Genomic DNA, 14,261 nt, shown 5'->3' with positions numbered 1-14,261 from the left:
CGCGAAACAGTCACATTCCAGAAGAGACGACCGAGCCGTGGATCCTTTGCCCGAAGAGGTCTTCTCTGAAAATGAGTGGGGCCCCGATCAAGTCGTGGATGACCCAGGAAAGAACGTGGAGGCCGCCCGATGACCTCCCATGTGCTGCCGGACAGCCTGCACTGGGACATTCCCCGTCATGCGGAGCTGACCGTTACCTCCAACTTCACTTTCCTGCGCGGGGCGTCCCACCCGGAGGAACTGGTGACGCGGGCTGCCGAGCTCGGACTTGAGGCGATTGCCATCACCGACTGGAATTCGCTTGCAGGGGTCGTCCGGGCCTATTCGGCGCTGAAGGAGATCAGGCGTGCGGCGAACGAGGAAGGCGTGCCGGTACGGTCCCACTCGCAGATCGATGCTTCTTCCCGGCAACAGATAAACGGGATCCCGCCCCTGCCCGTACCGCAAGTCCTGAAACTGCCGCGGCTGATCGTCGGCGCACGCCTGGTGCTTATGGACAGTCCTGTCGATTTCGTCGCCCTGCCGACCAACCGGGCGGCTTATGAACGGCTCAGCCAACTGCTCACCCTCGGCAAGCGGCGAGCGGAAAAGGGCGACTGCCATCTGGAATTTCAGGACGTCGTGAAGTTCTCCGAAGGCCTGCTCTTCATCGCGCTGCCCCAGGGAGACCATACACGGAATGCATTTTCTGAGACGGCTAAAGATCATATCCGTACCCTTCGCCAGGAAGTTCCGGGCCATGTTTTCCTGGGTGCCGCGCCGCGCTATGACGGTACCGACCAGGCCTGGTTCCACACCTGCGCGAAAGCTGCACATTCGCTGGCAACGCCGATGGTCGCGGTCGGTGATGTCCTGATGCACCATGCCGGACGACGGCGGCTTGCCGATGTGCTGACCTGCCTGCGCGAAGGCTGCACCATCGACGAGATCGGTACCCGCGCCCTGCCCAATGGCGAGCGGCGGCTGAAATCGGCTGCCGACATGACCCGTCTCTACCGCCATCATCCGGCGGCCCTCCGGCGGACGGTCGAGATCGCGACCCGCTGCAGCTTCGACCTTTCCGAGCTGTCTTATGAATATCCGGACGAGATCACCGACGGGGAGAACCCGCAGGACCGGTTGGAGCGGTTGACCTTCGAGGGTCTGGAGATGCGTTATCCCGCCGGTGTTCCGGAACATGCACAAAAGCTGGCGCGAAAGGAACTGAGGCTGATCGCAAAGCTCAAGTTCGCCGCCTATTTCCTGACCGTTCACGACATCATCGGCTTTGCCCGCAGCCGGCATATCCTGTGCCAGGGGCGCGGTTCGGCAGCCAATTCCATCATCTGCTATGCACTCGGCATCACCGATGTAGGTCCGGAGACCATCACCATGGTGTCGGAACGCTTCATCTCCGAGCACCGGGGCGAGCCGCCGGATATCGATGTCGATTTCGAACATGAGCGGCGCGAAGAGGTGATCCAGTATGTCTACGAGAAATACGGTCGCCACCGGGCCGGGCTCTGCGCCACGGTGATCCATTTCCGCACCCGCGCGGCGATCCGCGAAGTCGGCAAGGTGATGGGGCTCAATGCCGATGTCACCGCCGCCCTTTCCGGCCAGATCTGGGGCAGTTCCAACAGCGGGCCGGACGATGCGCGCATGAAGGAACTGGGGCTGGATCTTACCAACCGGCGCGTGATCCAGACCATCGAGCTGATCCGCGAGATCATCGGTTTTCCCCGCCATCTCAGCCAGCATGTCGGTGGTTTCGTGATCACGCAAGGGCGGCTCGACGCGCTTTGCCCGATCGAGAACGCAGCCATGGAAAACCGCACGGTGATCGAGTGGGACAAGGACGATATCGACGCACTCGGCATCCTCAAGGTCGACATGCTCAGCCTCGGCATGCTGACCTGCATCCGCAAATGCTTCAACCTGATCGACACCCATCACGACCAGGAATTCACACTCGGCACCGTGCCCCAGCACGACACCGACACCTATGACATGCTGTGCAAGGCCGATGCGATCGGCGTCTTCCAGGTGGAAAGCCGGGCGCAAATGAATTTCCTGCCGCGCATGCGCCCGCGCGAATTCTACGATCTCGTCATCGAGGTGGCGATCGTCCGTCCCGGCCCGATCCAGGGCGGCATGGTGCACCCCTATATCAACCGCCGCCAGGGCAAGGAGCCGGTCTCCTTCCCTTCAAGAGAGTTGGAGGAAGTGCTCGGCAAGACGCTCGGTGTGCCGCTTTTTCAGGAACAGGCCATGCAGATCGCGGTCGTTGCCGCCGGTTTCACCCCGTCGGAGGCCGACAAGCTGCGCCGCTCCATGGCGACCTTCCGGCGGATGGGCACGATCGGCCAGCTCAGGGAGAAATTTCTCGCCGGCATGCTCGAGCGCGGTTATGAGCTGGAATTCGCCCAGAACTGCTTCAGCCAGATCGAAGGCTTCGGCGAATACGGTTTTCCGGAAAGCCATGCGGCCGCCTTTGCCATGCTTGCCTACGTCTCGGCCTATCTCAAATGCCACTTCCCGGCCGAGTTCGCCTGTGCGCTTTTGAATTCGCAGCCGATGGGCTTTTATGCGCCGGCGCAGATTGTGCGCGATGCGCGCGAACATCAGGTCGAGATCCGGCCAATCTGCGTCAACACGAGCCGCTGGGACAATACGCTGGAACGGCGCAGCGACGGCGCGCTCGCGCTGCGGCTCGGCTTCCGCCAGATCAAGGGCATGCGCGAGGAAGACGCGGACTGGATCGTGGCAGCACGCGGCAACGGCTATCCCGATACCGAAACCCTGTGGCTGCGAACCGGCGTACCGCCCGCAACGCTGGAGCGCCTTGCCGAAGCCGACGCCTTTGCCGGCATGGGGCTCAGCCGCCGGGATGCGCTCTGGCAGGTGAAGACCATCCGCAGTCCGAAGCCGCTGCCGCTTTTCAACGACCCGATCGACGGCGAGGCGATCTTCGAACCCGATGTCCTTCTGCCACAGATGCATCTCGGCCAGGAGGTGGTGGAGGATTATCTGTCCACCCGCCTCACCCTGCGTGCCCATCCGATGGAGCTGTTGCGTCCGCATATTCCAGGTCTCACACCGCACGACCGGCTGGCACGGCTCACGCCATACGAGGCACGGCGCGTCTCCGTCTCGGGCCTCGTCATCACCCGCCAGCGCCCCGGCACGGCCTCGGGCGTCATCTTCATAACGCTGGAGGACGAGACCGGTGTTTCCAACGTGGTCGTCTGGCCGAAGATGTATGAAAAATACCGCGCCGCCGTCATCGGCGGGCGGCTGTTGAAAGTCACCGGACGGCTGGAGCGTGAGGGCATCGTGGTGCACCTGATTGCCGATCATATCGAGGACTGTTCCAACCGCCTCGCCCTGCTCGGCCATCCCAATGACGAGGTGCTGGGCCAGATGACGGCCAAGACCGACGAGGTTCCCGTCCACCTCAAGTCAGACGCGCCGAAACCCAGAGCGATGCATCCGCGGGACCAGGCGAAGAAACTGTTCCCGAGCCGGGATTTTCATTGAGGAGAGCAAGATGGAGGCCTGATACAACGAAGCCTATTGGAAGACGGCTGCTCCCGGACCGCTCGAGACCTCCGATCAGCGTCAACGATCAAGCCAGACCAGATGCCCGTTTCCTGAGTGCCTCGACCGGTTCATCGTTGAAGTCACAGGTCTCCAGAACGCTCTTCATCAGGTCCGGTTCAACACCGATCCACTGCTCCACACCCGACAGGGCACTTTCACGGCAGGCTGGATTGGCCAGCGTCAGCTGAAACCGCATGACATCAGCGCAAGCCGGTGCAATGCCCGCCTTCCCCGCCGTATGCGGTCCCAGCGGTGCAATGTCCCAGAACATCGCACAAGCCATATTCAGGTATTGCCCCGGCTCCAGGGAATGCTGCAAAACCGGATCACAATGAGGATCGAACAGCTCTGCAAATAGGGTCTTCAAACCGCCCGTCAGCGAAAGCCGGGTTTCAATCGGAACGGCCGCATCAGTCAGCAGGCGCAGACAGTCGGAACTCGAGCTGTCACAAAACCGCCAGGTCGCAAATCCAAGGCGTTCGGGTTCCGGTGCGCAAAAGCGAACCAGGCCGGACGGGTCAGACAGCAGGCCGGAAACGTCCTGCAACAGCGTCTCTTCCGGCAATGCAACTTCCCGGGTCGGCTCGCTGGACAACAATTCGAAAAAGGTCGGATTCAGATGAGACATGGGGGCAAACTCCATGCGGATTTATTCCATGTGTTTGACAGTCAGGCAATACTTGCCATGCGCGGGTCAGCCGGCTTGACCCTCCACGCTGCTAGGCAGCGAAGATTGGTGTTCGTGCCCAAATGTCACTGTTCAGGAATTCCTGCGTCAGTGGAATTTGAAGCCACAATTCGAAGCATTTTACTCCTCTCCAAGTTTGACAGCGCAGACATTGGCAGCGCGCAGGGCTGAATCGATAGCTTCCTGATGACCCGCATCAGCACCGCCGAAACATTCGGTTACATATTGTCGTGCTGCGGCGCAGTTTTCGTTGCGTGCTCTGTATTCCCGAAGTGTATCGCGCTGACTCGGAAGCACGCTGGCACAGGAGCGTTTGACATCACAAGTCGGGTGGACATGCGACTGCCTGTGCCTGCATTCCGCGACAGAACACAGATCCAGGTTAACGTCATTGCAGCTGGCCAGCCCGGGCGCTGGAGCGCCAAAACCAGTCAGGAACACCATTGCCATCATAACCGAATACTTCATCTAATCCTCCTTCGGCTCCAGGGGTGAGTGGTGAGTTGGATGGTCAGGTGAAGGTGAAACCTCCATCTGAATAGGTCGCCGTCACCGGCGTGTCCTCGGATATGGCTGTCGTGCTGAGATGAATGAGGGCAACATTCTGGAAAACCCCCACCCCCGTGAGCGTGCCGACAAAAAGGTGGATCCTGTCGACAAGCTGAAAACAGCCAATTTCTCCGTTCAAAACGGTCCGGATAGAATTGGCGACCGGACTGCCAGGCAATTTGTTGCCATTCACCGTGCAATCGCGCGCCAGACCAAAGGCCAGGCCCGAATGCGCGTTGCTGTTGCACATGTAATAGGAATTCAGATCCGTGCCTGCCGGTCGCTGACCGGCTCCAAAGCCGCTCGTCGTATAGGGATAGACAACACCCGGACTGACCGGACGGACCGAGTTTGACTGAACGATTTCCGCTCCGGATGAAGGTTGGCCGGATTGATAGATCGCGACATCCCGTTCCCAGGTCACGGTGGTGTTCTGAACCGGTGCGAATGTCACCCAGACAACTTTTCCCGCCTGGAAGTTGACGATATCGGGCGTGTCGTCGCCGTCTCCGTGAGCAATCTCCGAACCTTCGACCAATTCGCCGGTTTCGCCTTCGGCCTTCACCCCTCCACTAAACGCACCTGATGCCACTTCCTGAACCAGAGCCACTTTCTGGCCGGCTGAAACAAGTGCCTTCACGTCCGGAATGTCGATCCTGATATCAAGCTGGTACATGGCCCGGCCTCACCTTATGAGAGCGAAGTCAGCGCCCTCGGGATTGCATCCCGAAGACGCTGCTACAGCGGTTTCAGCCAAAGCTCGTGAAAGTGAATTCGTTCAGTGCATCATCGAAACCCAGAAGCGCCGTCGGCTTTTGACTTGTGAGCTGAACCGCCAGGGCGGTGTCCGCAATCTGGGACAGGACCACACCATTGTTCTGGATTGAGGAAACCCAGATCGAGATGTTCTCGATTGCGGTGAAACTTGCATGCTGATTGTACGGCACCCGTACCGCATTCAAAGCGGACATGGTGGTCTTGCCAGCCACCGTTGCCTCTTGCGCCAGTCCCATGGTCCAGGGCTTTGGCGATTCCTGGAAATTCTTGGTTTCAAATGCAGTTCCGGTGTCGGCTGGCGCGGAACTGAATGTGGATGCGGTCCCATATGTATATAGCTGACCGGATTGAATGGCTGAATCCGTGTAGGAGGTCATGTCGATGGTCGCACCACCTTTGGCCTCACTTGTGGACGCATAGAGGTAGTAGTCTTCGGTCCAGGTCACGGTAATATGCTGCGCCGGTTCAAAGGAAATCCAGGCAGTCGCCAGATTGCCGCCGACCATGGAAGCGGTCACTGTCTTGGCGATACTGATGGTTTCTCCCCTTATCTGCTCCAGCCCCGTTGAATCAATCGAGATATCCAATGTGTATGTGGTCATGTGACGCTCCACTGTTGCTTTGTTGACGCGCACTGCGTTTGCCTACGCAGCGGCCAACGATTTCCTGGAGGGAAAATTTCGACCAAGGCAGTCAGCCGCCGCACAACCGATAATAGGTTTTTGCCTTAACGTTATCTATTTAAGGTTGTTGACCGCCGATCAAAGAATCGCGGATTTTGACCGTCAGGAAATTTCTCTTCAGAAGCAGGCAGACGTTCGTGAAATGGGCAGATCATCCACATTCAGGACGATGCCAGGAAAACGCCGGCTATTTGGGTCGCTCCGGCACTTCACGCACCAGACTGAGCAGGACACTTGTGAACCTTTTGGGTCGCACGCGAAGCAGAAGGATGAGTTCCTGTTCCAATTCCGAAAGACCGGTGTTCTTGTGTGCCTCGGGAAAACCGCGCCCCAGCAAAAGCCAGTCGAGAGACGTATCCAGCACGGTGGCGAAACGGCAAATGTTGTCGATGGAAAAATTCCGCCCGTACCGCCACTTTGAAACCGCACCCGGCGACACCTTGAGTTCCTCGGCAAGCGAAAGGAGTTTGGGTTGCCCCGATATCTTGATCGCATATCGGATACGCTTGCCGCGCTCTTCGGACGCATCGGTGTAAGGCATTGACAGCACTCCAAAAATGACAGGAGCAATCAACCTAGAATAGATGTTTATATTTTTTATACTTTTACATGTACCTCATGCCAACCTACACGGTGTCTCGCTCAAAGGACCGGAAGGCGAAAAGCAGCGTTGAGGCTCAGGCCTGATTGCGCGCTGCCGGAAACCTTCACCGAAACGCCAATGCAGGCCTGTTCTTTCTATCAGTGCAGCGCGTGCGGCGAACACTTTTGCCATTCCAGGTCCCGCACCCTGTGCACATGCTGCGTGAGACACTATTTCCATTCTTGTCGCTCACATGACGATGGTATCGTCCAGCGATACTGAAATGAAACGGAGTGAGCATGCCGATCCCAAGACTCCCACCACCACTCAGATTCCTGGAACGCGTGCGCAAGATGCAGGAAGAGGAAAGGCAGCAAGCCCGTTCAAATCCATTTCTGGCGCAGGCGCTCGAGAAGGAAAAAATAGAGGGCCATCGGCTTGCGATCATCGCCCGTACGGTCGCGCTGGGTCTGGTCGGCCTCCTGCTGCCCTTTCTGAACTTCAGCCCGAGCGTGCTTTACTATGAAGCAACACTCTTGCTTTTCATCGCGCTCGGCTGGCTGCAGCTGCGCATGGCAAGTGTCGGCTACTCAAAGGCGGAGCTTTTGCTGATCTTTGCCGATGTTGGTCTTCTGACGCTCCTGTTCACCACACCGAACCCGTTCTTCAGCCAGAACATCCCAACCGCCTTCATGTACCGGTTCGATAATTTCATCTACTTCTTCATGTTTCTTGCCCTTGGTACACTGGCTTATTCCTATCGGACCGTTTGGGCCATGGGCACATGGGTCGCCCTGCTTTGGCTGATTGGACTAGGGGGCGTCTCGTGGCTCGGTCAAACGATTCCGGGCCTGAGTGAAGCTGCTTCGATTGCATTCGAAGGCCATCCGCTTATTCGGGAGGAAATGGATCCGAACAGCATCCAGGCCGGTGTCCGTGTCCAGGAAATTCTGGTCTTTCTGATCGTTGCGGGCATTCTGGCTCTGAAGGGCTGGCGCTCCAACCAGCTTGTGATGCGGCAGGCAAACATCGCCGCTGAACGCGCAAACCTGTCACGGTACTTTCCCTCCAGTCTTGTCGATGTACTGGCCGCGACCGACCGTGATATCGGCGCCGTGCGCACCCAGGAAGTGGCTGTCCTGTTCACCGATATCGTCGGTTTCACGCAATTCGCGGAGCAGCATACTCCGGAAGAAGTGATGGACCTGCTGCGCCACTATCACGCCTTTGTCGAACGCTCGATTTTCCAGAATGGCGGCACGCTCGACAAGTATCTGGGAGACGGCGTCATGGCGACTTTCGGTACACCTGAAACCAAACCCGGTGATGCCGCCAATGCGCTGAAAGCCGCCATGCAACTCATCGAGGAAACCGAAAGCTTCAACAAGGAACTCGAGACCCGCGGCATCACACCGATCAGCGTTTCGATCGGTGTTCATTTCGGCCCGGTCATCCTGGGCGACATCGGCCCCTCCAGGCGCCTGGAATTTGCAGTTGTCGGTGACACGGTCAACGTCGCCAGCCGGTTGGAAGCATCAACCCGGGAACTCGGATGCAGATGTGTGGTCAGCGAAGAACTGATACGTCAGGCCGCGCGCTCCGAAGGCAAGGACCACCCCGAAAAGGCCTTTTCTGCAAGGGACCCGATCAAACTGCGCGGCCGCCAGAATTCGATTAACGTCTGGACGGTGTGACTGTCCGGGCCGACACCGGACGCAAAACATATGCGTGGTGCATCAAGATCCTTCCGGCAGGGCTGCAAGCCAGTCCAGACCTTGGCCCACCCATTCTGCGGGGATGGAATGACCGCGCTGATGCAGACAGAGTTCAAGCACCCGCCCGCTCTTGCTTTCATCCCATCGCTCACAGGAAAGACGGTTATCGCCGCTTTCCACATTTCGGCTTGCGCGCGCAGCCCCGTTTGCCTGTGCAAGTATGTCAAATCCTTCCTCTATCGGCATGGAGTTGTAGATGCCGACCTCGTCGAACGCGACAACACCGTCGGAAAGCCCATGGATATGGCGCAGATTGACAACACCTGTCGGGCAGGCTTCGGGATTGGATCGCCAGAAACCGCCTGCAATGGGCGCATAGGCGCGGAACAGATCTCCGGTATAGCAGGCAACATTCCACACCATCGATGCGCCACGCGAAAAACCTGAGGCCAAGGTCCGCCTTTCGTCAACCGGCCAGCGTTTGCGGACATCCTCCATGACAGCGCGAATGTAAGCTGCCTCGTCCCGGCCGCGCTCCGCGCGTCCCTGGCCGATCTGCCGCCAGTATCCCTTTTCAGCGAACGGGACCACAAACAGGGCGCCCCGGTCAGTTGCGCCGCGCACCATGACCCGGTTACGGAAGGTTGCCTCTGGCGAACTGTTCCAGCCATGAAAATAGACCACCAGCGAAAGCGGTCTCTTTTGGTCCCAATCCTCCGGCACAGCTGCCAAATAGTATCCACCCGGCACCTCGCACCTGGTTTCAGGACCGCAGGCCTTTGCCGCAGCAGGAATGGCAAATAGCAGGAGCATAATTGCAACCACACGCATCGAAACACCTCGCGAACAGATTTCGCGATCATTTGCGCTCGCCCGCACATCTGCAATGAACATGTGCGTGAAGCCGCACGAGGCAATTTCTGACCGGGCGATCAGCATGACAAACCGGCCACCAAGATCAGGGATTGTTTTCCTCATCCAGTTCCGCTCGAGTCCGGAACACACTCAGAAACAGCAGCGGCACGCCGCAGGCCAGAACCCAAATCGCCGCCATGCTTTCATCGTCCAGAATCAAGGTTCTGATATCCTTGAAGGCGATGGGACACACAATAAAAACCACTCCGAGCAGGACGTAGTAGAGCGACCCTGTCAGGCGGCCCCAAAGATAGATCACGCTTCCCCAGATTGCCCAGCTGGCGATCGTGACCAAGAAGCTGAATTTCTCCGAAATCCCGCCATCTGCCGCCAGTCCATCCATAACGAATACGGCCTTCATCGACGCGATGATCGACAAGACCAGCAGAACGTTTGCAACTCCGAACAGAAGATCACCGGCATCGAGTTTCGAGCCGTCTCCCTTGATGTATTTCAGGGATTTCAGCACCGTTTGCGCCACAGAGAGAATATTGCCGACGATCGGAATTGATTTAACCGCATTCACCGAGAGTCGATACAGTCTTCTCAGGTACACGACGTGCCGGTCACGGATTAGGCCGCGCCACCAGGGAAGGCCTTTTTCGAAACTCCGGCTTTGCGAAACAGAGACGGCAACCCCAAATCCGACCGCGAACAGGAACTGCAGGCTGAGTTGATGCAGTGCGAATACATCGTCGATCACCAGGTCGGAGCCGCTTTCAAGGTTTTCCAGATCTGATCTGCCTGCTGGTGCGAATTTTTCGACCTCGTACAGCACACGGCCACTGAAGTCTTCCACGGCCAACAGCAGATAGAAGCACAGGCCCGCCGTCATGACAGCGGCAACCAACCTGACAAACGAATTGCCAATCGCCTCGGAAAACCCGACCAGAACGAGGACAATCGCTGCCGTCAAAATCGTGGGTAGCCAGAGTTCGTGAAACACCAGGTAACTCGTATCGAAATTCATCCACACGGCAAAAGTGGCAACAATGGCAACCCAGCTGACCCGGGTTGGATTGCCCTGACCCTTGCGCACGAAATGCATCAGGACCGCATATGCGATCACGGCGGCAAGCCAGCGCAACGACATACCGACCTCTCCGTCGCGAGGATCCAGCAGAAAAGCCGAGACGCCGAGGATGACGACAACAAGCCCCTGCACAAGGAAAAAGCGCTGATCCGACTGACGTCCGTGCCTGGCCCAGACTTCATAAACAATTATGGCGCCCACAATGACGGCAAGCACAAGGTAGATCTGTGCCGAGGGACCGTCTTCACGATCGATCTCCCCAAACAACACGATCGCGACTCCGGCAAGCAATCCAACAGCGCTGGAAAGATCCTTGCGATGAGCCAGATAAATGAGAGCCGACACGAGACAGATCAGATAGACCACGACCGGAAGGAGCGTTCCTTCTTCCTGCCAGAAGACAACAAGAAACAAGGCGAGGTAGATCCCGATGGCATTGAGGCAGCCAGGCGGAAAGATTTTTGCTTCAATGGCACAGAGGACCAGCACGAACCCGGACACGAGGAAGAAGGCTGACGGCGTCGGCCAACTGTAGCCCGCTGCTTCAAGTCCTAGGATACCGACCATCAGAAAACAGAAAATCGCCGCCGCGTATCTTGTGCGATCCGCCAGTTCCAGCCGATCTCCCCTGAAACGGAAATAGGCGATCAGAACGAAAGCTGTTGCCGGCAGCAGGACACTTGCCACCAGGAAAACAGTCTCATCCGTCTGACTCAGGACAAGTGTGGCAATCATGCTGCCGTGAAACCCCAGAAACGGCAGGAGGACTTCGGTGACGAACCTGTCGAGCTTGAGAGCACGCAGTTGGATTGTCCTGGTATCGAGACTGCCGATTGCAGAAATAATCTGTTTCATAACCGTCTCCACTGGGATGCGTGAACGGATCGACCGAAAAATCAAAAATGTCTTCGGTTACAACAGTTGAAAAATTCAGATTAACTCACAGACGATCGCGTTGATAGTTGTCCGGCAACAATAAAACTCCTGATTGCAGAAAGGTTGCAGCTCCGACCAAGAATTCTGGTTTGACCCGATCGGCATTTGTCTGTGCCGGACTGCACGCGGACACGAGTGCCTGATCGCTATCTATCGCTCGGATATCAGCAAGTTGGCACCAAGAGCGATCAACACTGATCCGGCGGCCCTGCGCATCCAGCGGCCCGCTGACCGGGATTTTTGAAACAGTCCAGCAATCTGGTCCGCAAAAATCACACAGCCTGCCTCGGCGAATGAAAAGAACAAATTGGCCGCTACTCCCAAAAGAATGATCTGCAGCCAGACCGGATAGGCCGCCCCCTGGTCCGTGAATTGCGGCAGGAAAGCAATAAAGAATACAGCAGATTTGGGGTTGGTGACTTCAACAACAAAGCTCTCTCGGAGCGCCTTGAAATGCATTGCTGGTTCAGAATGGCTTTCAGGACCGGAAGAGATCTCTTCGGCCATAAGAAAGCGAATGCCCATCCAGAAAAGAAACAGGGCACCGACAATCTTCAGCGCGAGATAGGCGACTGGAACGGCTTCAAGAAAAAAGCTCAGGCCGAAGGCCGTTGCGATAATGTGAACATAGCTCGCCAAATGTGTTCCAAGAGCAGAGAACCAGCCAGCATTCCGGCCTCGCCCGACAGTCTGGGCAGCGATGTAGAGCATTCCGGGGCCCGGAGTGATCGAGAGCAACAGGACTGTGACCACGAACGGAAGCAGAATTTCACCACCCGGCATCTTCAACCTCCTCGAACGTCACCACGGCACGATATGGATCAGGTTGCAAAAACAACCGAAAGAGCTGCTTCGCGGCAATGAAAACCGCGCATCCTCCGACACCCTTCATCAGGGTGTCATTGGTCTGGACGGCACGGGAGGCAGACCGTCGTAGCCACCCCAGACAGACTGATCGAACTGAACGACCGAACCGGTCATCATGCCGCTGTCCTCCGATGCCAGAAACGCTACGGCCTTTGCCACTTCGCCGGGCTCCAGCAAGCGTTCGAACGGCAACGTTGCGGCTTGTTTTTCCATAAAGTGGGGATCACCGGTCTCCGACACCTGCAAGGCACGCTCATTGTCGGAATTCATCCAGCCGATATCCAGTTGATTGACCCGGATCCGGTTTCTCATCAGGGCAAATCCGGCATTCCGGGTGAGCGTGGCAAGCGCTCCCTTGGAGGCACAATAAGGCGCGATGAAAGGCTGTCCCGCAAGAGACGAGGCCGATCCGATATTGACAATGCTTCCGGCAAGCTTTTCGCGGATCATCAGCTTGACGGTCTCCTGCATGAGAAAGAAAGGCGCCCTGACGTTGACGGCAAAAATCCGGTCAAACAATTCGGGGGACGTATCAAGCAGATTACCACGGTCTGTCAGGCCGGCGGCGTTGACCAGGATATCCGCCCGGCCGAAAACGTCATCTGCAGCCTTGACGACGGCAACACAATCGGACACTTCCGCGAGGTCGGCAGGGACGAACCTGACCGGAACGCCGGTGTCACGGGTAATGTCGGCCGCGACCGCTTCGCCTTTCGAAATATTGCGCCCACATGTTATCAGGCCGGAGACACCGGCGTCCGCGAACAATCGGCCAATCGCAGCGCCAAGGCCTTGCGTTCCACCCGTGACAATTGCGATCTTGCCGTCAAGCCTGTTCATTTTGGATCCCTCAAGTTTTGCGAAATCAGCCGGGTTTGTAGTCCCGATCTGCTTCCGGATCTTCCGACGAGAAGGGCAGAGTATCAAGCTGCGTCCAGACCGCCGGATCGATGTCCTGGCTCGCCCAATTGAGCGTCTGCGCGACCCGCGCCGCTTTCGATACACCCACGATCGTCGATGTGACACGCGGATCGCGCATCGAGAACTGGAGTGCCAGCGCACCCGGGTCAATTCCGGCACTTGCACAAATATCCTCGACCGCCTTCACCGGCTTCATCGTCGCCTCCGTTGCAGGCTGGTAGGTGATGCGCGGCATCTGGGCGCTGCCCTTGGCGAGAACGCCGCCCGCGTAAGGAGCCGCGTTCAAGATGGCGATCCCCCTGGAATGGGCGTAGTCGAACATTTCATGCGCCGAACGGTTCAACACGGTGAAGCGATTGTGGCTGATAAGTGCATCAAAAGGCCGTTCGCGGAGAATTGGCAACATGACGTCGATTCTTCCCATGGCAAGTCCCACTGCCGATGCGATGCCTTCCTCCTTGAGCTTGAACAATTCGTCCAGTGCGCCTCCCGTTCCTGTGATTTCACCCAAGTCTCTTGCATGTTCCGGATCATGCAAATGGAGCAAGGGAACATGGTCCAACCCCAGCCGCGAAAGGCTTTCATCGATCGACCGGCGAACGCGCGCTGCATCGAAACGTCCCGTTTCCATGTCGCGGTCGAGTTTGGTCGACAGAACAAACCCCTCAGGCAAGCCGCCGCGTTCCCGCAAGGCTGCGCCTATCCGTTCTTCACTGCGTCCGAAGCCATAATTGTTTGATGTGTCCAGAAAATTCACGGGACCATCGAATATTGCTCTCAAGGTGTCACGAGCACGGGCTTCGTCGACTTCGTAGCCGTAGGTATCGGGCATGTTGCTCAGGCCGGAGGCGCCGAAACATAGCGGTGTGACCCTCAGGTCCGATTTGCCAACAGATCGTTTTTGCATAATGCCTCCAGTGCCCCGGATCGCGACCGTGATATCCGTGGAAAGATGGTTACGAACCAACCGTAGCTGACAGAATGGACCGCTGAAACCGTCCAACAGCCAGAA

Annotated in this window: 12 protein-coding genes; 2 read left to right on the top strand and 10 right to left on the bottom strand. The window is 57.5% G+C overall.

Annotation, left to right across the window (positions count from 1 at the left end; translation table 11 throughout):
• Positions 1-129: 129 nt before the first annotated feature.
• Positions 130-3,519, top strand: a complete 3,390-nt coding sequence (locus tag LA5095_RS23770; protein ID WP_055119515.1) for an error-prone DNA polymerase — start codon at positions 130-132, stop codon at positions 3,517-3,519.
• 88 nt (positions 3,520-3,607) lie between these two features.
• On the opposite strand, the gene LA5095_RS23765 is transcribed toward LA5095_RS23770, so the two are convergent.
• The 5 genes from LA5095_RS23765 to LA5095_RS23745 form a co-directional block, all read right to left on the bottom strand.
• Positions 3,608-4,210, bottom strand: a complete 603-nt coding sequence (locus tag LA5095_RS23765) for a hypothetical protein (RefSeq protein ID WP_144436123.1) — start codon at positions 4,208-4,210, stop codon at positions 3,608-3,610.
• Between the two features lie 180 nt (positions 4,211-4,390).
• Positions 4,391-4,738, bottom strand: a complete 348-nt coding sequence (locus LA5095_RS23760) for a hypothetical protein (protein ID WP_055404411.1) — start codon at positions 4,736-4,738, stop codon at positions 4,391-4,393.
• Positions 4,739-4,781: 43 nt separating this feature from the next.
• Complete coding sequence (locus LA5095_RS23755) at positions 4,782-5,495, bottom strand: hypothetical protein (RefSeq protein ID WP_055119509.1); 714 nt, start codon at positions 5,493-5,495, stop codon at positions 4,782-4,784.
• 73 nt (positions 5,496-5,568) lie between these two features.
• Positions 5,569-6,198 (bottom strand): hypothetical protein, encoded by a 630-nt coding sequence (locus LA5095_RS23750; protein ID WP_144436122.1) that lies wholly within the window; start codon positions 6,196-6,198, stop codon positions 5,569-5,571.
• A gap of 268 nt (positions 6,199-6,466) precedes the next feature.
• Complete coding sequence (locus tag LA5095_RS23745; RefSeq protein ID WP_055119505.1) at positions 6,467-6,820, bottom strand: helix-turn-helix domain-containing protein; 354 nt, start codon at positions 6,818-6,820, stop codon at positions 6,467-6,469.
• A 341-nt stretch (positions 6,821-7,161) separates the two neighbouring features.
• Between LA5095_RS23745 and LA5095_RS23740 the strand changes: the two genes are divergently transcribed.
• A complete protein-coding gene (locus tag LA5095_RS23740; RefSeq protein WP_055119503.1) occupies positions 7,162-8,556 on the top strand; it encodes an adenylate/guanylate cyclase domain-containing protein in 1,395 nt (464 codons plus the stop codon).
• A 42-nt stretch (positions 8,557-8,598) separates the two neighbouring features.
• Here the strand turns inward: LA5095_RS23740 and LA5095_RS23735 are convergent, their stop codons facing one another.
• The 5 genes from LA5095_RS23735 to LA5095_RS23715 all read right to left on the bottom strand — a co-directional run bounded on the left by LA5095_RS23735 (position 8,599) and on the right by LA5095_RS23715 (position 14,156).
• Entirely contained in the window at positions 8,599-9,555 is a 957-nt protein-coding gene (locus tag LA5095_RS23735) for a CE1 family esterase (RefSeq protein WP_055119500.1), read from the bottom strand.
• Positions 9,536-11,380: a hypothetical protein gene (locus LA5095_RS23730; protein WP_055119498.1), complete on the bottom strand. Its 1,845-nt coding sequence runs from the start codon at positions 11,378-11,380 to the stop codon at positions 9,536-9,538. Before LA5095_RS23730 ends, LA5095_RS23735 begins: the two co-directional genes overlap by 20 nt.
• A gap of 231 nt (positions 11,381-11,611) precedes the next feature.
• Positions 11,612-12,244 (bottom strand): LysE family translocator, encoded by a 633-nt coding sequence (locus tag LA5095_RS23725; RefSeq protein WP_055119496.1) that lies wholly within the window; start codon positions 12,242-12,244, stop codon positions 11,612-11,614.
• Between the two features lie 108 nt (positions 12,245-12,352).
• Positions 12,353-13,168 (bottom strand): SDR family oxidoreductase, encoded by an 816-nt coding sequence (locus LA5095_RS23720; protein ID WP_055119494.1) that lies wholly within the window; start codon positions 13,166-13,168, stop codon positions 12,353-12,355.
• A gap of 25 nt (positions 13,169-13,193) precedes the next feature.
• A complete protein-coding gene (locus tag LA5095_RS23715) occupies positions 13,194-14,156 on the bottom strand; it encodes an aldo/keto reductase (RefSeq protein ID WP_055119810.1) in 963 nt (320 codons plus the stop codon).
• Positions 14,157-14,261 lie beyond the last annotated feature (105 nt).

The organism is Roseibium album, assembly GCF_001404515.1.
Classification (GTDB): domain Bacteria; phylum Pseudomonadota; class Alphaproteobacteria; order Rhizobiales; family Stappiaceae; genus Roseibium; species Roseibium album.
This window is presented reverse-complemented; position numbering and strand designations above follow the sequence as displayed.